Raw genomic sequence first — 24,661 nt, forward strand, 5'->3', positions numbered from 1 at the left:
GTCCTTCTATTGTTACGAAGCGGTCACCGCAGCCATTGACGCGGCTTTACGGGAATTCAGCCACATTTCGATCAGCAATGCCGCCGGACCAACCATAAATAACGCATATAGTGGCGCGTAGATACTTTGATCCAGCCTCAGGAAGAATTCTACAAAGGCGATGCAGAACGCAACCAAAGACTGACCGACCTTTGACTGCACGGTTGTTCGGGGGTCGGTGATCATGAAGAAGATGAACAGCTGATATTCGGGACCAGTGATAGGGGAGATTTCGGCCTGCCACGGATCGTGCAGGATCGTCGCACGTAGAAATGCAAAAGCGGCAAACGACAACACGTAGACAGCGGTGATGTGAAAGCGGCGATGGCGGGCTATGATGAACGAGCCAAGCGCCCAGATCACCAGCATGGCCGCAAGGTTATTGCCCCACTGAATGCTCAGGCTTGCCACTGTATCCGCGGCAAGGAACAGCATTACACAGATGCCGAAGTTCGAGGGGTTCCATAGATGCCTTCCCTTCACCCGCAAAACATACTTCGAGGTAATGGTGATCAACGCGCACAAAGCATAAGGCCAGAATGCGGGGGAGCGCAGCAGGATACCGACGCTGATACCGCTGATGTAAGCACTCGCGAGGTTTGGCCATTTCTTGTAGAAGACTCGCCCCAGAACAAGTTCTGCAACGATGCTGGTTGCAATAGCCAGCATCGTTCTCTGATAGCTTTCAAGAATTCCGAAGCTGAGATGGCCTACCAGCAGAATAAGAGTGATAAACAGCGGCGGCACATACCGGCTGTCAAGGTTCAGCCACCTCTTCCACTGCGGGGGTTCTTTCGCGGGTGCGGCTGGAGTCGTTATGGCCGACGGGCTCATTCTGGCTCCTCAATTGTATAGAGCTTCCCGGCAGCCGGGCTGTTAATCGTCTGAACTTTCCCGGATGGCCAGCGGATCACCGCTTTTTCAATCTGCGGATTCTTGCCCAGACCGAAATGCAAACGTCGATCATTCTGAGCGGCGAAGCCAGAGCCTCCGGATATTTCCTGCTTCTGCTCCTGTCCATTCCAGTAAAGCGACACCTCGGCACCAATCGCACTGCGGTTGCTCTTCGTGCCCTGAAGCGCAAATTCGATCCATTGATTTTCTGGATTCACATTGTTTTTGTAGACCAATAGCGGGCCGCGCTGATTTGCCACCACGACGTCCAGCACTCCACGATTCCAGAGATCGGCAAAGGCGACCGCCCGGCCGTCATGCGTGTCGGTCACGCCGACAGCCTGTGCAACGTCGACAAACTTCCCGGCTCCATCGTTCATCCAGACATGCTTCTGTTGATAACCCGACAGGCTGCGTCCCGTCATCGCGGGCCAGTCTTTTGCATCGCCAATGATGGAGGAATTGCCGCCCGCCACCTTGGAAAAGTCATACCAATAATTGCGCTGCTTATCGAGGGATACGTATCCGTTTGTCAGAAACAGGTCGAGAGTGCCGTCATTGTTCAAATCGCCGAACTGTGCCCCGAAGCTCCATCCGCCAAGTTCCACCCCCATGTCGCGCGCAAGGTTTTCGAACTTGATGTCACTGCCCCCCGTTCCTTCTTTCGGAACCCAGAGATTATTACCCTGAATCAGGACACCCTCTTCCGAGATATTGGAGACATATACGGAGTAGCGTCCCTGATTAAGAATGTCTCCAAAAGCCACATTCATACCGCTTTTCGGAGCAAAACCGACACCGGTCTGCGCGCCTGCATCATGAAATCGCTTGCCGTCGTTCAGAAACAGCTCGGCAACTCCGTAGTCGTTCGCGACGAAGAGATCCGGATGCCCCGTGCCGCGCAGGTCGGCTGCGCCCGCTGCAAGAGCCCACCGCCGGCTGGAGATCCCTACTTTGGCGCTAACCTCTTCGAACCTTCCTCCGCCAAGATTATGGAAGAGATATTTTCTGCCTCCGTTCTTCGCGTATTCAAAGCTCTCAGGCATCATCTTTGTATTCTTCAGGTGCCATAGGTCGACGTTTTCGGGATAATACCCACCAACAAAGAGATCGAGACGCCCATCGCCGTCGTAGTCGAACCAGACGGCCGTATTGGCATTTATCCACGCAGGCAGACCTGCCTGATCGCTTACGCGCGTGAAGCCCTTGCCATGATCGTTATGAAAGAGTTCGGGCCTGCCCCACTTGATCAGAAAAAAATCTTCGTATCCGTCGTTGTCATAGTCGCCCCAGACAGTACCCATCGAAACTCCGGTGCCCTGCTGGTTCACGTCCGCAACTCCCATCGCTTCGGCGACATCTTTGAATGTGCCGTCATGCTGGTTCCGGTAGAGACGATTCCTGCTTCCCTCTTTGCTGTCGGTAACGTATATGTCGGGCCATCCGTCGCGATCGAAGTCAACGATCGAGACGGATGCTCCCATCGAAGCGACCTCCGGCATGATATGCGCAAGCTGCGAATCAAGCGTCGGTCCCTGGTGTACGAAATCGATGCCCGCCTGGTGCGATACTTCTTCCAGGTAAAAGCCGTGCCGTTGCATCGCCGCGCTCATGCCCTGGGTAGCAGCCGATTGCTTATGCCGTGCCGAGATACGCCGGATAATGATCGGAGTAACAATGAGCCCGATGAACAACACAATCAACACGATCCGCGCGCGCTTCATTTCCCCGATGAACCCCTTAGTGCGTTGTTAAAACCTTCCGGAGTGACATAGCGCGTTTGCCAGGTATTCCAGTCAGCTGCGTGATGCTTGTACTCCCAATCCTCTGCCAGTGTCGACGGAGGTGTGTCGTATTCGTTCCGTGCATGGTAGGGATACGGGAGAACGGTCTTTGAATTCGTCGAGTTGTAATCGCCGTCCTTGATCCAGCCGTCGCCCGCGATAACATAATCGCGAACCCATCCGCTTGGCGGAGGCGCAGGTGCTGCGAATCGTAACGACATCTCGTCACCCGCGTTCATGATGACGTAGCGATCGTCGACGCCGGCAAGCAGCGGACGAACATCGCCATAGCGCGTGTAGTATCCCTCCAGATCGCGCCAGATCTGCGTCGACGCGAGGAGCTGGTTATAGTCAGGAATCTCAGGAGAAGAAGCATTTGCCTGATGAATGACCGAATACCCGCGGTAGTGCAGATCAGCGGATGCGGGTTCTAGCTTCCCGACCTGCACCGAGGTGTCCGGCAGCCCCTTCGCCCATTGGATGCGATCCCAATAGACTTCTAAATTTGTGCGCAGGCGCAGCCTGCGTGGAGCGCCCGGCACAAACACTCCCGAGATGTCGATTAAGCAGGTCTTGTTACGTCCAGCGGGGAAACCAAGGTTCTCCTTCACCGTCTTCCACCCACCGCGCCCATCCGACACTTCAAGACTCAGCGGACGAGGCGCAGGATGATTGCCCTGGCTCATTGCGATGTTCAGAGACGAATCCGACGGATGCAGCCACCCCTGCGCGATCAGCCAGACGGGGCCGGATGTGGGTACATCATCGCCAAGTTCGATTTCGACATAGTGGTCACGCGTGATTCCCTGGTACTGCCCTCTCCCGAAATTGTCGAGGTATCGCCCATCCAGAGACTTCACAACATCGGTTACATCTTCACCGTTATCATCGACAGCGCGAGCGATGGGCTGCGGCTCTGCAGTAGCGGTCACCGATGGCTTCACAGCGGGCACCGAATAACGCTCATCCGTGAAAACCTCGGTGCCGGCAGGATGATCGACCGTCATCAACTGCAGGTAGTCGTAGTAATAGGTCTCCCACAACTCACCCGTGATGCGCAGATCATAGTAGCCGTCATGAGGCAGGAGCTGGTCGCCCCTGATCTTGTACCACTCCTCGGTTGCGCCGATCCGTGCAGAACCAAGAGCATTGATGCGCAGGCCGATTGCAGAACCCCAGGGAACAGTGTCTTTTACGAACTCCATTCGCTTACCGTTAAAAGCGAAGAGAAACGGACATGACCCCTTAAGCCGCTGCTCAGTCACAATCTGCTGATCGGCCTTCAGTGCAAACTCTGCACGCACAGATCCGTTGGGCCAAACGATCCTGGCAACATCAACTCCAGTTTGCCGGCCCAGTCCGAAGTGCAGCGAGGGGCTGGTAATCGGCTGCTTTTGTACAAGCAGGCCCGAACGAACTTCAATATCGCCGCCAATGCCAAACGAATTAACGCGTTGATCGCCAGTTGTCTGGCGGGCCCGTGCGCGAATCGTCTGCCAGTGATAATTCTTTGTCTGGTGATTCACCTCGTCGACGGCTTGTCCGTCAGATGACACGCCGAGCAGATCAATACGTCCATCATCCTTAAGATCGGCCAGACCAAAGATCCTTGCCGAAGCCACAGGCTGACTGATGAGCGTGAAGTGTGACTGTTCATCCTGCAACCAGATCAGCGGATTCTGAGGAGACTCGACCGGCGCGAGTAAGAGATCCAACGCCCCATTGTTGTCGATGTCACCCGCGAACAGGCGGACCTGATGCGCAAGGTAGGCTGCAGCGTTTGGCACGGTCGCAATGGTCGATTCATGCCAATCCATTCCATCGGCTGGAAGCGAAAGCGCTACCACTTCGCCATTTGCGCGAACCACGAGGAGGGCAAAGTTGCCGTCGTGGTTCACATCTCCTACAGCGAGGGCCTTTACATTGTCGAATCCTGAAGGGAGCGGCTGCTCGTGAAAACGTCCCGAGCGCTCGTTCATGAAGACATGCAAGTGCCCGGCGCCATCGATCAAAGAAGCCTCCGGGTTGCCATCGCCGTTGAGATCTGCCCAAACGAATTGTCGAATACCTGACACGCCTGAGAACGGATGGATGGGCTGGAAAGTGCCGTCGCCGTTGTTGCGTAAAACCGCCGGCTCCCCAGCCTCGCTGCCCATCACAATATCCAAGTCGCCATCGGCTTCAATATCGGCAGCCCAGGCGCCGCTGTAAGACGCATTCAGGATCGATGAAGTCAGCCTCGTCTGCGCCGAGACATCAATGAACTTCGACACGTCATCCTGCCGCATGAAGCGAACGCCTCCCGCTCCAGCAAGAACCAGGCCTGTCTTGAAGTCATAGTTGAAATCAACAGGCACGACGCCTTCCGGAGAGGGAGCAGTCGTGCTGCCGGGAAACGACAGGCCCGCGCCGGTAGAAAGATGCACCTCGTGTGCATTGGCTGCGGCAACCACCGGATCTCCCGTGCCGTTGAGATACACGGCTCCAACCCAGTCCCATTTGCCCGCCGGAATGTTTGCCAGCCGCTGCGGAGTGAAGGCAAGAGCACTGTCCGAAGGGGCTGGCTCAAATACGGGCGTCGCCAGTCGCAGGAAGCGAGTGAAAGGGATTGCTTCTTCGCCGGGTTGAGGTTTTATCTGGGAGAGATTCGAGCGGAATTCCGGCAACTGCATCAGCACATTCCGCAGAAAGACGGAGCGTGTCGCCGCCGGCCTTGGCTCGGGGCCGAGGGTTGCCGCTTGCAGTGACATCAACTGTTGTTTGATATCGGCGGGCCACGCAGCTGACTGCGCCGCAATCTTCTCTACCGTCGCCCGCAGTGTCGCAACATCTCCGCGCTTCGCTGATATCCGGCTCAGCTCCAGCAGCGCTGCGAGATTCTTCGGTTGCACAGAGAGAATCTGTTGCATCAGCTTCTGAAAATCGGCGTCGCTGTTTGCGTCACCCTGGCGCTCTACTTCCGATGCCAGTTGGTAGATTGCCCGCAGATTCTGCGGATTCTCCTGGGCTGCATCGCGAAGATGAGCGATAGCCTGCGAGGAGTTTCCCCGGTCGCTTTCAAGGAGTCCGAGCAGATAATCCAGGCGATCATTTTTTGGCGCGAGTTCCTTTGCCCGTCCAAGCCGTTGCGCGGCCGCATCAAAGCTGCGCTGACGCAGCGCCAGGATGCCCCAGTTTGCCCAACCGGCAGGCTCTCCGGGCACCATCTGCGCTGCCTGCCCCAGGTTCGCGTCGGCCCTCACGTCGTCTCCTACCTGCAGAGCCGCAAGCCCCACATAAAAGGTTCGAGTGAAATCCGCGTATGCCTGCGACTTCGGCTCGGGGAGTTTTGAAGCAGAGTGGCAGCCGACTCCCAGCAGAGCGCCGACCGTCATAAGAACAATAGAGATTCGTTGCGGAACCGAAAGCAAGCGGAAAGCCCTGCGGACCCGACCCGGCCCGTACGATGATGAGGAGTTCATACGATTACTTATTCTCAAGGGCCCGACACCATGCAAAATTACAACGTTACACGTTCACACAACCGTTGTCTCGCCACAATTCATTGCATGACTGCAGGTTCTAGTTCGCTCTCAACCTTTCGATGGAGGCGCCCTCTGCATGTGTATGTCTAAGATGAGCGGAAGCGATTCGATTCCTCAGAGAGCAGACATGCAGGCGAGCGGAGGCAGACAGAAAATGCGCCACGGATGGTCAAGGTTCGTGGTGGCTCTACGTCCGTTTCTGTTTATCGCTCTGCTGATCGTAGCCTGGGACATCGCGGTACGCAGGCAGCCGGCGCACCTGCTTCCCACACCCTGGGAAACAGTCGGCGGCATCCTGGATCTCGTACGCCACAACCTGCTTCTCAAATACGTGGTCGCGTCGCTTTTTCGCGTCACGTGGGGATTCAGTCTGGCGGCGATTCTTGCCATTCCGCTGGGGCTTGCGATCGGGTGGTACCGCCGCGCAGAGATGGCGTTGAATCCGATTCTGCAGATTCTGCGGCCCATATCTCCGCTTGCATGGATACCCATCGCAATTCTCTGGTTCGGCGTCGGCGACCTCTCGGCGGTCTTTCTCATTTTCGTAGGCTCGTTTCTACCCCTGCTGCTTACGTCGATCAATGCCGCGCGCAGCGTTCCCGATGTATATGTCAATGCCGGGCGCAACTTCGGACTTGGCCCGATGCAACTCATCGCGCGAATTTTCTATCCAGCTGTCATGCCGCAATTGATCGTTGGCTTGCGAATCACGCTCGGAGTGGCTTGGTTGGTGGTCGTGGCTGCTGAAATGATTGCGGTAGACTCGGGTCTTGGATTTCTGATCGTCGATGCAAGAAATGCAGGCAACCGCTACGATCTGGTCGTGGCCGGCATGGTCATCATCGGGCTCATCGGCTTTCTCCTCGATGTAGGAATGCGTTCGCTCGAGAAGGTGAAGTCATTCCGCTGGAGCTACTCGGAGGATTAGTACGTGGTAACAAAAGAAGTCGAAGCAGCTCCAGGATTGAAAACCAAACTCTCCGTTGACAACGTGAGTATGACCTACAAGCGTGACGGCAAACTCACGCACGTTCTCGAAAACGTGAATCTCGAGGTCAGCGATGGCGAATTTGTATGCCTGCTAGGCCCATCGGGATGCGGCAAGACAACACTCCTGAACACAATGGCCGGATTTCTCACTCCGACAAGCGGAACGATTCAGGTAAACGGCGAAGCTGTCCGTGGCCCCGACCCGCGCCGCATCTTTGTCTTCCAGGAGCGCGGAGTCTTCCCTTGGCTTACCGTCGAGGGCAATATCGGTTTCGGGCTATCGAAGCTTACGAAACCGGAACGTGAGCAGCGTATCGCCCACTACGTCAAAATGGTCGGGCTGCAAGGCTTTGAAAAGTCTTATCCCGCTGAACTCTCAGGCGGAATGAAGCAGCGGCTGGAAGTCGCGCGAGCGTTGGCCGTCAATCCTGACATGCTCTTTCTAGACGAGCCTTTCGGCGCCCTCGATTCCATCACACGACTGGTCATGCGGAGCGAGCTGCTTCGCATCTGGCAAGCCGAGCGCAAGACAATCATCTTCGTCACGCACGATATCGACGAGGCAGTCCAGCTTGCCGATCGCGTGGTGGTAATGAGCGCTCGTCCCGGAACAATCCAACAGATTGTACCGATCGATATCGCACACCCGCGAGATATCAGCTCACAGCACTATCTCGAACTGCGCGACGGAATCTTCAAACAGATCGGACTGGCCCACCAGGTATGAATTCACTCGCCGCACCCCAAAGATGGGAAAAGATTTTTTGGCCGCTGGTGGCGACAGCTCTGCTGCTGCTCCTGTGGCATTTCTCTGTCATATGGTCCGGCACAAAGATCTTCCCCTCGCCACGGGATGTCGGGAGAGGAATGCTTGAACTCTTCCGTCACCACGTTCTATGGGCTGACATACGCGATTCAGTGCGCCGCGTGCTGATCGGTTTTGGTATTGCGGCCGTACTCGGCATACCAATGGGTTTGCTTCTTGGCTGGTATCCGGCTGCTAACCAGGTCGTCAATCCGGTGATGCAGATCCTTCGCCCCATCAGCCCCATCGCGTGGATCCCTGTAGCAATCATCTTTTTTGGCATCGGGGATCGTGCGGCAGTCTTTCTTATCTTCCTGGGCTCATTCTTTCCAATCGTCGTGGCCTGTATCAATGGTGTCTCAAACGTGCCGTCAGTGTTTCGCCGCGCGGGGCGCAACTTCGGGCTCACTCCGATGCAGCTGCTGACACGCGTTGTATTTCCCGCGGCACTCCCGCAGATCCTTGTCGGCCTTCGTATCGCATTGGGAATCGCATGGCTGGTCGTGGTCGCGGCGGAAATGATCGCCGTAGACTCTGGGCTGGGGTATCTTGTCATCGACTCCCGCAACTCCGGTAAGCGCTACGACCTTGTGATTGCGGCAATCCTCCTTATCGGCGTTATCGGTCTTATCCTGGATCTCATCTTCCGCAGCCTGGAGCGGCTCAAGCCATTACGCTGGGGGTTCCGCAATGTCGCCTAAAAGGATCGCACTGCTCTGCTTCGCTGGATGGCTGGTCATCATTACAGGTCTCCATTCCTGGCTGAACGTCAACTGGAGCGCGATCCTGAACGATTTCCGGCCGCCGGAGAAACGCAAAGTCACCGTCGCATACCTTCCCGTCACCTGCCAGCTCACCTGCCCGGTGACCGATTACATCTCGAAGTTTTCCGAAAACGGCGAGCTCTTTATGCCGCGCATGTTCCAGGGCTTTCCCGAAGTCAAGGAAGCCCTGATATCGAACAAAGTACAGGCAGCCTTCGTTGTCGCTCCGCTTGCCATCGCCCTTGTATCCCAGGGGGTGCCTATTAAGGTCGTATACCTCGGCCATCGTTATGGCAGCGCGATGGTCGTTCGCAAGGGCGGCCCGGTAAAAACTTTTGCCGATCTCAAGGGACGAACCGTTGCCATCCCCAGCCGCTTCTCCGATGAGCGCCTGATCCTCTTCCGCGCGATGAAGGTCTGGGGCATGAAGCCCGGGGATATCAAGATGGTGGAGATGGCGCCACCCGACGTCTCAGGCGCACTGGCTGCCGGCGCCATCGATGGCTTCGTCATGGGTGAGCCTTTTCCATCGCAGGCAGAATTGGGCGGCTTCGGACGCGTTCTCTTCCAGGCCCGCGACTACTGGCCTGACTACATGTCCTGCATCCTCGTTGTTCGTCAGGATGTTATCGACCAGCGCCCTGAAACCGTGCAGGTACTGGTCGACGGCATTGCACGCTCCGGCTTGTGGCTCGATAAAGGTAAACCATATCGCGAAGACGCAGCAGAGTTCGTTGGCCGCTACTACTACAACCAGAAACCTGCTCTGCTCCGCTGGGCACTCACCAAGCCAATGGACCGCGTGGTATACAGCCCGCTCGCGCCACGTAAGGCAGACTTCGATATGGTTCGCGATCTCATGATCGAGACGGGCGTTCTCAAGAAGAAGATTGAATTTTCCGACTACACCGACACACGCTTCGCCGACCGCGCCAGCATTCAAACAGCATGGAAATATCAGCCGGGCATTGCGTCCGCGAAATAGTTCAGCAACGAAAGGACAAACGATGGAACGCAGACGATTCATGCAGCTTGCCGGATTGGCCGGTGTCAGTACGATTGCCGCAGCCAACGCGCTCGAATCCAAGGATGCCAAAACGATCGCCTACAGTGTCAAAGGCTTTACCTGCATTACCTGCGCAGTTGGCCTCGAGACACTCCTCCGCCAGGAGAAAGGCGTTCTTAAGGCAGAGGCCAGCTACCCCGGAGCCTCGGTTGTCATCCATTACGATTCGGCGAAGGTAAACCCAGATCAGCTCAAAGGCTACATCGCTGAAATGGGCTTCACCGCGACCGAAAAGCACGCCTGAATCTCAATAGCCGCTAAAACAGGAGCAGGATGAGTTCTCCAGTATTTGCAACGATAGCTGACACCCTTACAAAGAGCCTCCATCTGAAGGAGGCCCCGGTTGCACTTTCTTTCACCGATTCCCTGCCAGCGGGCCTTGCAACTCACACAGGGCGCGTCCCGGCCGGGTGCCGCTTCTGGCAGGAGGGCGCGCTTACTGCATTCGCCACAAGCGCTGCCGATCATGATCTATGTTCCATAGGTATTTACACACATCACCTCGAATCCACTCCTGCCCGGCAGTCGGAGTTGATGGCTGCATTGAAGGTCTTCGGCCAGCTCGATTACGTGCGTCAAGAAGACATCGCGATGATCCCGGTGCTCGAAAAGCAGCACGCTTACGTAATCTACTCCCCGCTGGCACAGGCGACGACTCCGCCAGACGTGGTACTGCTCTTTCTTAATTCCAACCAGTCCCTTGTCTTGTCAGAGGCTGTCCAGCAGGTCGAGCACCAGCTTGCACCCGCCATGGGAAGGCCGGCTTGCGCGGTTGTTCCCCAGGTAGTAAACACAGGGCGGGCTGCAATGAGCCTGGGTTGCTGTGGCGCTCGTGCCTATCTTGACCTTTTAGATGATGGAACCGCACTCTTCGCCTTGCCCGGAAAGACCCTCGAGGAGTACGTAAAACGCATCGAGGCCCTTGCATGCGCCAATGAGCTGCTGTCGCAAGTTCATCAATTGAGAAGGCGCGATGTAGATAGCGGTCTTTCCCCGACGATTGAACAATCCCTCGCAGCCTTGCAAGCCGGATAAAACCGGGTCAGCCAGGCATGAGTTGCAATATGCAACTCCATGTTCATGGCTCGTTTACGTTAACGGATTTAACCTCGATCTGTGATCCGCCGAAGCGTATTGAGCAGGCCTCGCTGCCCTCTATACTTCGCTCGTCCTCGATGAATACCAGCAAGAGCGATGCAAATTACTTGACTTTCCTGAAGACGACCGATAGGTTGGTTCCGTTTACGTTAACTATCGGAGAGTGCACACGGTGTCAGCCTCAGGCAAAAAAGAGCTAAACGGCGAGATGATCTCCAGATTGGAGCTTCCTGACGCTCCCGCCGGACTCGAGGGCCCGGTCAAGGCATGGCGCGAAGAAGTAAGCATCAAAACCTACGAACCGGCGACGCCCAACCGAAATCCGATGTTCCTTGAAAAGAGGGTTTATCAGGGCAGCAGCGGGCGCGTCTATCCGCTGCCGGTCATTGACCGGATTTCTACGGTTCCCCAAATTAAATCGTGGGACGCACTGCACATCGAAAATGAATACCTCCGCATGATGATCCTCCCTGAGGTTGGCGGCCGCATTCATGTCGGCTACGACAAGACCAGGGGCTACGACTTCTTTTATCGCCAGGATGTGATGAAGCCGGCTCTTGTTGGACTTGCCGGCCCATGGGCCTCCGGAGGCGTTGAATTCAACTGGCCTCAGCATCATCGCCCGGCAACCTACATGCCTGTCGAGACAGAGATCGAACACCACGAGGACGGCTCGGTCACAGTCTGGTGCAGCGATCATGACCCGATGTTGCGCTTGAAAGGAATGCATGGCGTCTGCCTGCATCCGGGAAAGGCGGTTGTCGATCTCAAGGTGAGGCTCTTCAACCGCACCCAGTTCCAGCAAACCTTCTTATGGTGGGCAAACGTTGCCACCCATGTACATGAAGCCTACCAGTCTTTTTTCCCGACAGATGTCCGCAACGTAGCCGACCACGCGAAGCGTGCAATCACGACTTTTCCTCTGAGTGATGGGCATTATTATGGCGTCGACTATGGAGAACGAGGCAGGTCGGGTGTTCCAAAAGATGAAATCCCGAATCAGTTTGTACCGGACGGTTCTTATCCCGCAAATGATCTGAGCTGGTATGCGAACATCCCCGTTCCAACCAGTTACATGATCACAGGAACCGAAGGCGACTTCAGCGGCGGGTATGACCATCACGCAAAGAGCGGCCTGGTCCACGTTGCGAATCATCACATCGCACCCGGAAAGAAGCAGTGGACATGGGGCAACCACGAGTTTGGTTATGCGTGGGACCGCAGCCTGACCGACCACAATGGACCCTATATTGAGCTGATGGCCGGGGTGTACACCGACAACCAGCCAGACTTCTCCTATCTTGCGCCGTGGGAAACAAAGACTTTTACGCAAACGTGGTTTCCGATTCGCGATATCGGAATACCGCAGGCTGCAAACACAGACTCAGCGCTGAACCTGCGAGTTGACGGTAAAAGAGCTCGTGTGGGCGTATGCGTTACACAGCCAAGAAAAGCAGTGACAGTCACTTTATTTAAATCGGGCCGGCAGTCAGGACAACTGGTCGCAGATATCGATGTGGCTGAACCATGCATCACAGACTTCGAGCTGGATGTTGACACAACACTCGACGAGCTGTCGGTGAAGGTGACTGCAGATGGAAAGACATTGATTGAATATGACCCGGCAAAGGTTGAGCCGATGAAGGCTCCCGCCGTGGCTGTTGAACCGTCTGCACCGGAAGAAATGGCTTCCATCGAGGAGCTCTACCTGACTGGGGTTCACCTGGATCAGTATCGCCATGCAACACGTATGCCTGAGGACTATTGGCGGGAAGCATTACGCAGAGATCCGGGTGAAAGCCGCTCTCATAACGCGCTCGGTTTGTGGAGGCTTCGCCGCGGTGAATTCGATGCCGCAGCCGAACATTTCGAGGCCGCCATCTCGAGAATTACGCGCCTCAATCCCAACCCGAGGGATGGTGAACCTTACTACAACCTGGGGCTTGTCCGCCGCTATCAGGGCAAACTGAAGCAGGCCTACGATGCCTTTTATAAGGCGACATGGAGCGCAGCATGGCGCTCACCGGCCTACTTTGCTCTCGCGGAAATTGACGCACAACGCGATGAATGGGAATTAGCTCTCGACCACGTGCAACGCAGCCTGAAAGCCGAAGCAGACAACCTGAATGCACAGAACCTGCTCGCGCGGGCGCTGAGTCACCTGAATCGCCCCGAAGAAGCGGAGACTGTTTGGAGCACAATTCTATCCCTTGACCCCATGGACATTGGCGCGCGCTGGCATCGTGGCATACAGCCGGGGAGCAACCAGGAAAGGATAGACCTGGCGCTCGATCTTCTGCGCTGCGGGGAACAGGTCGAGGCGATCCGTGTTTTAAACTCTGCGGACTTTGATAGCAATGACGGTTCGGTTCCGCTGGTGCTTCTCACACTGGCGGATGTGCAGTCCCGACTGAATCTTCCGGAAGCCCAGAACACATATCAAAGAGCGAGAACCGTATCCCTTGACTACTGCTTTCCTAATCGCCTCGAAGAGATGCATCTCTTGGAGGCCACTCTCCGTCGATATCCCGGAGATGATGTAGCCTCTTACCTGCTCGGCAATTTCCTCTATGACCGGCGTCGCCACACTGAAGCCATCGCTATGTGGGAACAGGCAGCCAAGGGAGATCGAGCACTTGCTACCACGTGGAGAAACCTCGGCATCGCTTACTTCAACCACGGGCATGAAGTCCGAAAGTCCCTCGACGCCTACGATCGTGCCTTCACTCTCGACCCGAGTGACGCCAGAATACTGTACGAACGCGATCAGCTTTGGAAGAGAATTGGAGAGAGTCCAGCGAGGCGTCTCGAAGAGCTACTGCGCTTCCCTGCCCTGGTCGAGCTGCGCGACGATCTTTCCGTCGAGCTCGCCACCCTTTACAACCAGACGGGACAACCGGGAAAGGCGCTGGATCTGCTGCTCGCGCGTCATTTCCAACCGTGGGAAGGTGGCGAAGGACTGGTCCTTGCCCAGTATGTTCGCGCCCATCTTCTAATCGGTCAGCAGGCGCTCAAGGCGCATGATCTGGATGCGGCTCTTGATCACTTTCGCGCGACACTGCACATACCCGCGAACCTGAGTGAAGCAAGGCACCTGCTCGCAAATCAGAACGACATCTACTACTGGATGGGAACCGCCTTGCAGATGCGCGGCGATCAAGAACAGGCGGAAGCATGGTGGCAGAGGGCGGTGCGCCATCGTGGTGACTTCCAACAGATGACCGTGAAAAATATCTCGGATATGACTTACTGGAGAGCGCTCGTTCTCCGCCAGTTAGGAAAAGAAGAGGATGCAGTCTCACTCTTCGAAGAAATTAGTTCATACGGTCAGAAACTCGAAGCAACCGAAGCAAAGATCGACTACTTCGCGACATCGTTGCCGACAATGCTTTTGTTCGATGAAGACCTTCAGCGAAGAAACCAGATCGATGCCTGGTTCCTGCGCGCGCAGGCACTCACCGGATTGAACCGGAGAGCTGAGGCAATTGAAATTCTGCAGAAGCTGCTGGCAGAGGACTGCAACCATGCCGCAGCTACCGATCTTCTTCGCCAGGCTCGTGAATCACAAGAGGCGGAAGGCCGGCACGCACAGTGATCGGGCCCGCCCCAAACACGTCGACCTCGCCTGGCGATGAAGAGTTGCATCTCGGCTATCTCTGGGTCATCGCTTTTGTCGCGGCCCTGGGAGGCCTGCTCTTTGGCTATGACTGGGTCGTAATCGGCGGGGCCAAGCCATTCTACGAAGCGTATTTTCACCTGAGCACAGGCTCGCAGATCGGTTGGGCAAACAGCTGTGCGTTGATCGGCTGCTTTCTCGGATCTCTCTGCGCAGGTGTGACCAGCGAACGGCTCGGGCGAAAAAAGGCTCTCATCATTTCCGCGCTCATCTTCGGCGTTTCGTCAGTGCTCACCGGGTGGTCTTACAGCTTTTCGAGCTTTATCGCATGGCGAATTGCCGGCGGCGTCGCAATTGGCCTCGCTTCCAGCATCTCTCCGATGTACATCGCCGAGATCAGTCCTGCTGCTTGGCGCGGAAGACTGGTAAGCCTGAATCAACTTGCGATCGTTTGCGGCATTCTTCTCGCACAGATCGCGAACTGGTGTATTGCGGACAAGATCCAATCGAATCTTTCGGCTACTGCGCTGGCAGCCAGCTGGAACGCGCAACATGGATGGCGCTGGATGTTCACCGCAGTCGCACTCCCCGCGCTTCTTCTTCTGTTATGCGCACCCTTCATCCCTGAGAGTCCTCGCTGGCTGGCTGCACATCAACGCGTGGACAGTGCCGCAAAAGTTCTGCGGCGTATTGGAGGCGAACAATACAGCTGCAGAGAAATCGAAACCATCCAAAATGCGTTCGCTGCGTCTTCAGCGAGTCGTGACTGGAGGGAGCTGTTCTCGTCTCCCGTCCGCAAGCTTCTTCTTCTGGGAATCGCACTTGCCGTGCTTCAACAAGGCAGCGGCATCAACATCCTGTTCAACTATGCGGAAGAAGTCTATCGCAGCGCAGGTTACGGACTGAACGATATCCTTTTCAATATCGTCATCACAGGCACTATCAACCTGGTCTTTACATTGGTTGCGATGATGATGGTGGATCGCTTCGGGCGAAGACGCCTGATGATTTTTGGCTGTATCGCGATTGCAGTGTCTCACTTAGCAGCCAGCGCCGCTTATCGCATGCATCTGCATGGATTCTGGGTGCTGGCCCTTACGCTCTGCGCGATCGCCTGCTACGCTCTCTCGCTTGCGCCCGTCACCTGGGTGCTCATCTCCGAGATTTTTCCGAATCGAGTTCGCGCCTCCGCTGTCTCGATCGTGGTCGCGTTCCTGTGGGTCGCATCCTTTGTGCTCACGTACACCTTTCCCATGCTCGATCACGTCCTCGGCACTTCCGGGGTGTTTCTCATCTATGCGGCTATCTGCCTTGCTGGCGCGCTGCTTGTGATTTTCGCCGTGCCTGAAACGCAAGGCCGCTCCCTCGAGCAGATCGAGGCGGATGCCTGATCATTCAAGACGCCTCAGAAATCAGAGCCGCGCTCAAGCTTCGAGGGGAACAGCGGTAGATTACTGCGCAGGATAATATGCGGGGCAAGACGAGTTGAAGTTTCAGGAGCAGTTCCATTTACGAGGTGCTGAATGATCGTTTCGAACGCGATTTTTCCCTGCGCAAATGGTCTTTGGTAAATGGTCGCGAAGATCTTTCCGGCATCAAGCAGCAAAGCGAGCTCTGAGAACAGATCGGTAGTAACGATCTCGATTTTTCCCAGCAGGCTCTGCTCTCTCAGTGCCTGGAATACGGGCAGGCTGTTCGCCGTGCTGATGTAGAGGCCTTGCGGCCGGTGCCTGCGCTTCAGAAGATCGAGCGTTGCCTTATAGGCATCCGTCGTCTTTTCATGCGTCTCCACTACTGGCAAGAGCGTCAGATGCGGAGCGACCGTAGCGAGCGTTCCCGCGAAGCCGCGAAACTTTTCCCCATGGTCATAGGTACTAAGATCTCCAGTGATCGATGCGACTGCACCTTCCGCACGCACCACCTTGCCCAGAAGTTCCGCCGCGATTCCTCCGCTTACCGCTGCATCGACACAAACAGAGGTAAGCCTGCCCGAACGAGGGGCGTCGCTTGCCACGCACACCACAGCCGTGCCGGCGGCGGTAAACTCACGAATGACCGGCTCTACCTTTGTGGGATTACCCGGGGTAATCAGCAGACCGTCGTAGCCCGCCTTCAAGTCCCGCTCCATCGACTCCACATCCCCTTCGCCGAGCCTTGGATAAGAGCGGAAATCAAGATCCAAACGCACACCAGGCACGGATGCGGCGGCGGCCCGAATGCCATCCCGCAATGAGTCGAAAAATGACGCAACTTCATTCGGCAGATGAACCGCTATCCGAACGCGACGATTCAGCTTCAGGTTTCTGGCCGCGAGGTTAGGCTTATAGTTCAGCTTCTCGGCCATCTTCAAAACTTTGGCTTGCGTCCTGGCGTTAACTCCTCCGCGATTATGCAATGCGCGATCGACGGTGCCGATCGATATGCCCAAGGCCTTGGCGATTTCTTTGATTCCAACGGGTTTCGAGGAGTGATTGTCCGTCATTGATAGCCGATTCTAGCTGATCGTGAAAATCAGCGATAGGTTCCTGCAACTTAACAATCTCTGATGATCCTACCCGCTATCGTTTTCCCCCGGGTGCCCTCTAACAGGCTTCAACCGAATATACTGACTGCCATGATTCCGGCAGTGGCCTGGCGAACATCTGCGCGTTACTCAAAGCTTCATGCATTTGTCGCCTCCCACGCATTGGGCCTGCTTCTTTGCGGATCCACCCTCGCGCAAACCACCGCCATTGCTCCCCAGGATCAGCAGGCGTTTCAACGAGCCATGGCCGCTGTCGATGCGGGCGACAGCGCTACCGCCAAGCCCTTACTCGAGCAGTTGACGGGCCGCTACTCTGCCAGCTTCGAGGTGAACGAAGCTCTCGGCTTGATATACGCCTCCGAAGAAAATCTCACCCTGGCCCTGCCACACCTGGAACGCGCCGCCAAGGAAAGACCTGGCTCAGACACCGCAGCGGCGAATCTCGGCATCGCATACCTGAAAACAGGACGCAACGATGCAGCCGCACATACTCTTACCCGGGCAGTAGCCCTGAATCCCAGCAACACCGGTGCACAAGGTGCGCTTGGGCAGGCGTGGATGGAGCTGAAGCAACCTGCAAAGGCAGCCGCTGCTTTTGAATCCGCTCTCCATGGCGAGAACAATCCCGAGCTTCTATACAACGCGGCGCTGGCCGAATTCGACAGCAACCAATCGGCGAAGGCCGCAGATTTACTGGGCCGCATACCGGGTGTAGAAGAATCCGCAGAAGCGCAGTCACTCTATGGAGACGTCGATGAGAAGCTGGGGCAATACAAAGAAGCCGGACAGCACTATTTAAATGCCGCCAGGCTTGAGCCGAACGAGGCGAACGAGTATGCCGTAGGAGCAGAGTTCCTGCGTCACTGGACATTCCCCGCAGCCGTGGCGCAACTTGAACCAGCTGCTCGCAACTTTCCTCAAAGCCGCCGAATCTTGATGGCTTTAGGCATCGCATACTTCGGCGATCACAAATACGACAAGTCCGCTGCTGTGTTTGCCGGCCTCCTGAAACAGGACCCTGAGAACCAGGCCTACGCTGATTTGCTAGGGCGCAATTGTTCGGTCGAACTTGAAAGTGAGGACCCCACATGCACCGCACTCCTCGATTTCGCGCGCAAGCACCAGCAGAATGGCGACGCAGCAACATACGCAGCGATATACATGCTGCATAGGCCGGATAGCGCGGCCCACCTGGACGAGGCACGGGAACTGCTCGAGCGAGGCATCCGCCTTCGTCCTGAATCAGCAAGTGCGTACTACGGGCTTGGCCTCGTGCTCGGCATGCAGGAGAAATGGCAGCAAAGCATTTCGGCGCTCAAACGGGCGATCCAGATCAAGCCAGACCTATCAACTGCCCACTACCGGCTGGCGATCGCTTATCGGCGCACCGGGCAGGCCGATCTTTCCCGTGAAGAGGTTCTATTGGAACAAAAATACAGAGCCCAGGAATCGCGGGATAGGGACATCAAACTGGAACAGATCCAGACATTCCTGCTGACTACCCAATAAATTCGCCTCTCTGGACAATCCTTTGGGGTACGTACACGCCCTCAAAGGGCTAAAGCTGTCAAAACAGCACCGCTGCTGAATTGCCGCGCCGGCATCCCTTTGAAATCTGCAATACGTCTCCAGATTGCCTTCTGTGAGCATTACACCCTTCTTCTGAAAAACATGCTTGACAGTTTCTTGTGCTGGAAACTACGATCCACAGCCGAAAGTTAACGTACACGGAAATGACATCGAAATGAAATCGCCGTTCGTAATAACCTCCTCAGTTGCGCAAAAAAAAGGCCGTCCCGCTCTGCCCATGGAAGTTTTTTATCCGCGTGCTCACCGCAATCCAACACGGCCCCGGTTTAGGACCCGGTGGTGCTTTGCCATCTGCCTCGTGCTTGCCGTGACCAGCCAGGCCGAAACAAGAAACAAACCTGTCCAGGTCATTGCGATCGATGGCCAGGGATCTGGCCCCGTATTCGAAGGGTTGGGAGCGCTCAGTGCAGGGGCCTCATCCCGTCTGCTGATCGACTACCCGGAACCGCAGCGCAGCCAGATTCTCGACTATCTTTTCAAGCCGGGCTACGGAGCAGCGCTTCAACACCTCAAGGTCGAAATCGGCGCGGATGTGAATTCGACCGACGGCTCCGAGCCCAGCCAGATGCGCAGCCCTGCCGACCGTGACTACACCCGCGGTTATGAGTGGTGGCTCATGCAGGAGGCGCGTAAGAGAAACCCCAGGATCATCCTTGACACGCTGCCCTGGGGCGCACCGGGGTGGATTGGTAATGGCCGCCTGTACTCAAAGGACATGGCAGAGTACGTCGCCGACTTCATCGAAGGTGCAAAAAAAACCTATGGCCTCGACATCGCCTATACCGGTGTCTGGAATGAGCGCGTTTATGACGCTACCTACGTGAAGACATTGCACGCGGTCCTCAAACAGCACGGGCTCGCGACAAAGATCGTCTGCTGCGACGAGTATCCGGGTAAGACATTCGACCAGTGGGAAGTCGTGCAGGCAATGCAGCGCGATCCCGCGTTGAAAGATGCCATCGATGTCGTCAGCGTGCACTATCCCTGGGTCTACAACCACTCCACCACACCCCAGGCGGCAAAGGAGATCGGAAAACCACTCTGGGCCAGTGAAGACCAGCCCAACGACGGAGGAGGACCGATCGTTTCTCGTGACTGGCCCGTGGGTGGCCGCCTGCTAGCCAAGCTATACAACCGCAACTACCTCGAGGGTGGATTTACCAAGACAGAGATCTGGAGCCCCATCACCTCTTACTACGACATCCTTGCTGCCCCCAACTCCGGCCTGATGTATGCCAATACTCCGTGGTCAGGTCACTACGACGTGCAGGCAGCGATGTGGGTAACGGCCCATACAACACAGTTCGCGCAACCTGGTTGGACATACGACGATCCTTCATCCGGCTACCTGGCACGCGGCGGTAGCTTCGTCACCTTCCTCTCGCCCGAAAAGAAGGAATGGAGCACAGTGATTGAAAGCATTGATGCTCATGAATCACAAACCATTCGGCTACGTCCGGTAGAGGGAGCACCTGGACAGATCGTTCATGTGTGGCAAACCAACGCAACGAAGACCTTCAGCCATATAACCGATTTGAAACTGACACAGGGTAGTTTTGCCCTCGATGTCGAACCTGATTCGATTTACACCGTCACGACAACGACCGGCCAGGGTAAAGGCGATGCGGTGCCCCCCGCAGCCGCTGGCTTCCCTTTCCCCTACAGCGACAACTTCGACTCATCGCCGCTGAATAAGGCAGCCAAATACCTGTCTGACCAGGATGGTGCATTCGAGGTGCAGCCTTGCCGCGGCCGGGCGGGCCAATGCCTGACCCAGGTCATCACACTCAAGCCGACGCCCTGGTCACCTTTGCCAGATCCTTTCACCCTCGCCGGCGATGCCGAGTGGAAGGACTACACCGTATCTGTCGATACACAAATTCCCCTGGCGGGGAAAGCCACTCTCTTCGGCCGCATCGACTCCGCGAATGTGTTCTCGGGCGAAAAGGCAAACTACCCCGGCGGCTATGGACTCATTCTTCAGAGCAGCGGAGCCTGGCAACTCATCTCCACCGCATTCGGAAAAGAAACACTCGTCCTCGCTTCAGGCGAGCTCGTGCCAGACAACCACTCAGAAACCGCGCCCTGGCATCATTTGCAACTGAAATTTGCGAAGTCATCCATTGAGGTCTCAATCGACGACAAAGAAGTCGCGAGCGTGGCTAGCTCCGGGCATGAGCACGGCATGTTTGCCATCGGAGGCGATTGGACATCTACGCAATTCGACAACCTGGCAGTAAACGGCAACGAAAAATGATAGCCGGACCACGGGCAAGCTTCACGAATACGGCATGACCATTCAGCATCAGGAGGCGGTACGTGAAATCACCACAACTCCAGCGCAAGATAGCTGGCATAATTTCTCCTTACCTGGCAGGTGCAATGCTGGCACTGCTGTGTCTTTTCATGGCACGCACTGCTATCGCACAGATAGACCAGGGCACCATCACGGGAACTATTCTCGATGAAAGCGGCGCCGCCATTCCAAATGCTGAAGTCACGCTTACAAATGTCGACACTGCACTCACGCTGAAGGCCAGGGCCGATGCTGGCGGTGTCTACATCTTTACGCCGGTCAAGATCGGCAACTACAAGATCAGCGCCACGGCCAACGGTTTCCAGACGACGACCCAGGAACACGTGCAGCTACAGCTGGGTCAACGGCTGAACGTGCCGATTTCTTTGAAGCCGGGCTCCGTATCGCAGACCGTCGAGGTTACAGCGGCTCCTCCGCTTCTTCAGACCGAATCTGCTTCGGTCGGCCAGGTTCTAAGCACGCAAACCATCAACACCACCGCCTTGAACGGGCGTAATTGGGTTTACATCGCGCAGCTCACAGCCGGTGTCGATCCCGCTTCCGGTTCTCGTGGAGCAGGCCAGGGAGACTTCGAAGCGAATGGTCAGGACTCCGGCCAGAACAACTTCATCCTCGACGGAGTCGACAACAACATCAATAGCGTGGACTTCCTCAATGGGGCGAGCTTCGCAGTTCGTCCCCCTCCTGATGCCCTCGCTGAGTTTGAGGTTTCGACGAGTGACTACAGCGCGGAGCTTGGGCACTCCGCTGGCGCAGCGGTAAACGCGAGCATCAAGTCCGGAACGAACCAGATTCACGGCGATCTGTGGGAGTACTTCCGCAATACAGTGCTTGATGCCCGCGACTTCGATGCGTTAAGTGTCCCGAAGTATAACCAGAATCAGTTTGGAGGCACACTTGGCCTGCCGATCCTCAAGGACAAGCTCTTCTTCTTTGGGGACGCTGAAAATAACCGCATCGTCTTCGGACAAACCTTTACGGAATCTGTTCCTACCCTAAAGATGCGCCAGGGAGATTTTAGCGAGCTGCTGAACACCGGTCTTACCGGACTCGCTCAACCTGTCCAGCTTTATGCACCAAATTCAGGAGGCTCGCAGACCGTTGCGTGCAATGGACAAAACAACGTTTATTGCCCCACACAGATCGACCCGGTTGGGCAACGGATTCTCAACCTCTATCCCACGCCCAACACCAATGGCAGCCTGATCTACAACAACTATGTCACCTCCAAGAACTCGGTCGATAATCGCTGGTCATGGGACACTCGAGTCGATTGGAACATCAGTCCAAAAGATCAGTTCTTTGTACGTTACAGCTACCTGAACGAGCGCAGTTCATATCCCCCGCCACTCGGCCCGATCCTCGATGGCGGCTCTTACGGAACAGACGGCAGTATTGTCGATTTTGCCCAACAAGGCGTAGGCAGCGAAACCCATGTCTTCAGCCCGCAGACCACGAATGAATTTCGCTTCGCCTATTCGTATGGTCACTTTGAGGACGCTCCTACCAGTGCGAATGTAGATACAGCATCCCAGGTGGGTCTTGGTGGTATTCCCTTTTCTCCTGGAAATGGCGGACTGCCTCCCACCACCATCGGTGGCGTTCCAGGCACGGCCGGTAGCTCCAGCATCAGCGGTTCCACAGCAGTTGGAGGCATCGCCTCATTTGGCGCCCCCGCGTATTACACGGCCGACGAGTATCAGAATGTATACCAGATCCTGGATAACGTCACGAAGATCGCCGGCAAGCACTCGCTCAAATTCGGTGTGAGCTTTGAGAGTATGCGTTTTAGCACCCTCGCTCCTCCCTACTCTCGCGGCACCTATGGATTCAACGGGCAATACTCAGCCAACCCGGGCGTCAGCTTCACAGGCTTTGGCGTAGCCGATTTCATTACCGGCCAGATCAACTCAGCAAGCATCTCGAACCTCAGTACTGTTGCGAACAATCGTTGGTACCGGGCTGCATATGCGCAGGACGACTGGCGGCTCAGCAATAAACTCACCCTGAACCTTGGGTTGCGTTATGAATATTTCCAGCCGTATAAGGAAAACTCCGGATCGCAGGCTAACTTTTTTGTGAGTGGCCCGGTGGGCATCGGCACAGGGACCGGCACTCTCCTGATTCCCACGCAACGACAATCTACGCCTCTATCCAGTAGCTTCCTGGCTGCGCTCAGTCAGGACAACATCACACTTCGATACTCTGGAAACCCGCACCTGGCAAACGGACAGACGCTCAACTTCAGTCCTCGCGCCGGCTTCGCATTCCAGGTTGATCCGAAGACCACGGTGCGCGGCGGTTATGGCATCTTTTTCGGCGGCCTCGAAAACATTGGAGGCGGACCGAACCTGGGCTTCCAATATCCTTTCCAGTTCACTTCGAGCTTCCCTGCTCCGAACTGTAACGCCGGCGCAGGCAATTGCCCATCGAATGGCCTGACGCTGGAAGATGGCTTCAGCGAAGCGATCGCCGCCGGTCTCCAGAACTTTGTCAGCACTCCAGGCCTGATCGGTGTTCCACAGAACATCAAGACGCCCTACACACAGTCCTGGAACCTGAGCGCTCAACGGATGATCACCAGCAACCTGAGCGCGACCGTCGGATACGTGGGATCTGTAGGCCGCCACATCATAAACGTCATCAACCAGAACTCTTCGCAGGCACTCATCAATCCTGGAAACAGCACCCAACTCACGCAGCCGTTCCCGCAATTCGGCGGCGACAATTTCGTGGCCAATTCCGCAAAGAATAGCTACAACGCTCTGCAGGCGAAACTGGAACAACGCTTCGCAAATGGTCTGAGCTTCCTTGCCACCTATACGTACTCCCATTCGCTCGACAATGCGCCCAGCGCTCTGGGAAGCACGGGGGAAGGAGGCTATCGCAACCCGAGCCTGGTGCCAATCTCCGAAGATTTCTCAAACTCCCCGTGGGATACGCGGCATCGTGTCACATTCAACGGCCTCTATGAACTACCCGTCGGTGCTGGCCGTCGATATCTGAACCATACCGGAATCGTCGATCTCGTCGCCGGTGGATGGAGCACGAGTCTTACCTTCTCGGCACAGACTGGAAACCCGTTCACTGTTTACCCAGACATCACGACGGCTGCAGGTGGAACCGCGCATGCTATCCTCGTCCGCGACCCATTCTCAAAAGGTGGCTCGCCCGACCCCAGCAATCCGGGCGTCAGTTGCCCAACCTCGGTTCGCAACAAGACCAATTGGTATAACCCATGCGCGTTTGCCAACCCTCTGTCCGGCTCGCTTATCAGCCCCGGGCCGAACGGCGGCAATCCGCAACCCGGTTATGCATATCCGCAATATGTAACCAACCCTGCACAGGTGCTGCAGTTCCTGGGCGGCCGCCGAAACCAAATCATGGGACCGGGCTTTGAACGGATCAACATGTCGATCTTCAAGGACTTCACGACCTTCCGCCAGCAGAAGCTCCAGTTCCGTACCGACATCTTCAACCTGTTCAACACTCCTGCGTATGGCGACCCCAGCGTGACCTCCAACAACTCTAACGGCGGCCAAATCACTGCACCCCGCTTCTTCCAATCGAACACTCCGGATGCAAGGTTCTTTCAGTTCTCACTCAAGTACATCTTCTGAGTGACCGCATCCATCCTGTTTCTGAAACAC

Annotated in this window: 15 protein-coding genes; 11 read left to right on the top strand and 4 right to left on the bottom strand. The window is 56.1% G+C overall.

What is annotated here, in order from left to right; translation table 11 throughout:
• Nucleotides 1-12: 12 nt before the first annotated feature.
• Genes LJD29_RS20040 through LJD29_RS20050 form a run of 3 tightly spaced genes read right to left on the bottom strand, consistent with a single transcriptional unit; the run spans nucleotide 13 to nucleotide 6,091 of the window.
• Nucleotides 13-873, bottom strand: coding sequence for a hypothetical protein (locus LJD29_RS20040; RefSeq protein WP_446743350.1), 861 nt, complete (start codon nucleotides 871-873; stop codon nucleotides 13-15).
• Nucleotides 870-2,657 (bottom strand): CRTAC1 family protein, encoded by a 1,788-nt coding sequence (locus LJD29_RS20045; protein ID WP_446743351.1) that lies wholly within the window; start codon nucleotides 2,655-2,657, stop codon nucleotides 870-872. Before LJD29_RS20045 ends, LJD29_RS20040 begins: the two co-directional genes overlap by 4 nt.
• Nucleotides 2,654-6,091, bottom strand: coding sequence for a CRTAC1 family protein (locus tag LJD29_RS20050; protein WP_446743352.1), 3,438 nt, complete (start codon nucleotides 6,089-6,091; stop codon nucleotides 2,654-2,656). The genes LJD29_RS20045 and LJD29_RS20050 overlap by 4 nt, the downstream gene beginning before the upstream one ends.
• A 226-nt stretch (nucleotides 6,092-6,317) precedes the next feature.
• Between LJD29_RS20050 and LJD29_RS20055 the strand changes: the two genes are divergently transcribed.
• The 8 genes from LJD29_RS20055 (at nucleotide 6,318) to LJD29_RS20090 (ending at nucleotide 15,971) form a co-directional block, all read left to right on the top strand.
• The gene (locus LJD29_RS20055) at nucleotides 6,318-7,169 is read left to right on the top strand and encodes an ABC transporter permease (protein WP_446743353.1); all 852 of its coding nucleotides are present in this window, start codon (nucleotides 6,318-6,320) and stop codon (nucleotides 7,167-7,169) included.
• Nucleotides 7,170-7,205: 36 nt separating this feature from the next.
• Nucleotides 7,206-7,958, top strand: coding sequence for an ABC transporter ATP-binding protein (locus LJD29_RS20060; protein WP_446743354.1), 753 nt, complete (start codon nucleotides 7,206-7,208; stop codon nucleotides 7,956-7,958).
• Between the two features lie 140 nt (nucleotides 7,959-8,098).
• A complete protein-coding gene (locus tag LJD29_RS20065; RefSeq protein WP_446743355.1) occupies nucleotides 8,099-8,737 on the top strand; it encodes an ABC transporter permease in 639 nt (212 codons plus the stop codon).
• On the top strand, nucleotides 8,727-9,785 hold the full coding sequence (locus tag LJD29_RS20070; RefSeq protein WP_446743356.1) for an ABC transporter substrate-binding protein: 1,059 nt from the start codon (nucleotides 8,727-8,729) through the stop codon (nucleotides 9,783-9,785). Before LJD29_RS20065 ends, LJD29_RS20070 begins: the two co-directional genes overlap by 11 nt.
• Before the next feature lie 22 nt (nucleotides 9,786-9,807).
• Nucleotides 9,808-10,110, top strand: a complete 303-nt coding sequence (locus LJD29_RS20075) for a heavy-metal-associated domain-containing protein (protein WP_446743357.1) — start codon at nucleotides 9,808-9,810, stop codon at nucleotides 10,108-10,110.
• Nucleotides 10,111-10,139: 29 nt separating this feature from the next.
• Nucleotides 10,140-10,901 (top strand): DUF169 domain-containing protein, encoded by a 762-nt coding sequence (locus tag LJD29_RS20080; protein ID WP_446743358.1) that lies wholly within the window; start codon nucleotides 10,140-10,142, stop codon nucleotides 10,899-10,901.
• Nucleotides 10,902-11,172: 271 nt separating this feature from the next.
• A complete protein-coding gene (locus tag LJD29_RS20085) occupies nucleotides 11,173-14,559 on the top strand; it encodes a DUF5107 domain-containing protein (RefSeq protein WP_446743359.1) in 3,387 nt (1,128 codons plus the stop codon).
• Nucleotides 14,556-15,971, top strand: coding sequence for a sugar porter family MFS transporter (locus tag LJD29_RS20090; RefSeq protein ID WP_446743360.1), 1,416 nt, complete (start codon nucleotides 14,556-14,558; stop codon nucleotides 15,969-15,971). Before LJD29_RS20085 ends, LJD29_RS20090 begins: the two co-directional genes overlap by 4 nt.
• 14 nt (nucleotides 15,972-15,985) lie before the next feature.
• Here the strand turns inward: LJD29_RS20090 and LJD29_RS20095 are convergent, their stop codons facing one another.
• The gene (locus tag LJD29_RS20095) at nucleotides 15,986-17,062 is read right to left on the bottom strand and encodes a LacI family DNA-binding transcriptional regulator (RefSeq protein ID WP_446743361.1); all 1,077 of its coding nucleotides are present in this window, start codon (nucleotides 17,060-17,062) and stop codon (nucleotides 15,986-15,988) included.
• 144 nt (nucleotides 17,063-17,206) lie between these two features.
• Here LJD29_RS20095 and LJD29_RS20100 point away from each other — a divergent pair, with 144 nt between their 5' ends.
• The 3 genes from LJD29_RS20100 (at nucleotide 17,207) to LJD29_RS20110 (ending at nucleotide 24,631) form a co-directional block, all read left to right on the top strand.
• Nucleotides 17,207-18,613: a tetratricopeptide repeat protein gene (locus LJD29_RS20100; RefSeq protein WP_446743362.1), complete on the top strand. Its 1,407-nt coding sequence runs from the start codon at nucleotides 17,207-17,209 to the stop codon at nucleotides 18,611-18,613.
• A gap of 388 nt (nucleotides 18,614-19,001) precedes the next feature.
• A complete protein-coding gene (locus LJD29_RS20105; RefSeq protein ID WP_446743363.1) occupies nucleotides 19,002-20,951 on the top strand; it encodes a galactocerebrosidase in 1,950 nt (649 codons plus the stop codon).
• A gap of 62 nt (nucleotides 20,952-21,013) precedes the next feature.
• Nucleotides 21,014-24,631, top strand: coding sequence for an outer membrane beta-barrel protein (locus tag LJD29_RS20110; protein WP_446743364.1), 3,618 nt, complete (start codon nucleotides 21,014-21,016; stop codon nucleotides 24,629-24,631).
• Nucleotides 24,632-24,661 lie beyond the last annotated feature (30 nt).

This window comes from Silvibacterium acidisoli (assembly GCA_022870745.1).
Classification (GTDB): Bacteria; Acidobacteriota; Terriglobia; order Terriglobales; family Acidobacteriaceae; genus Silvibacterium.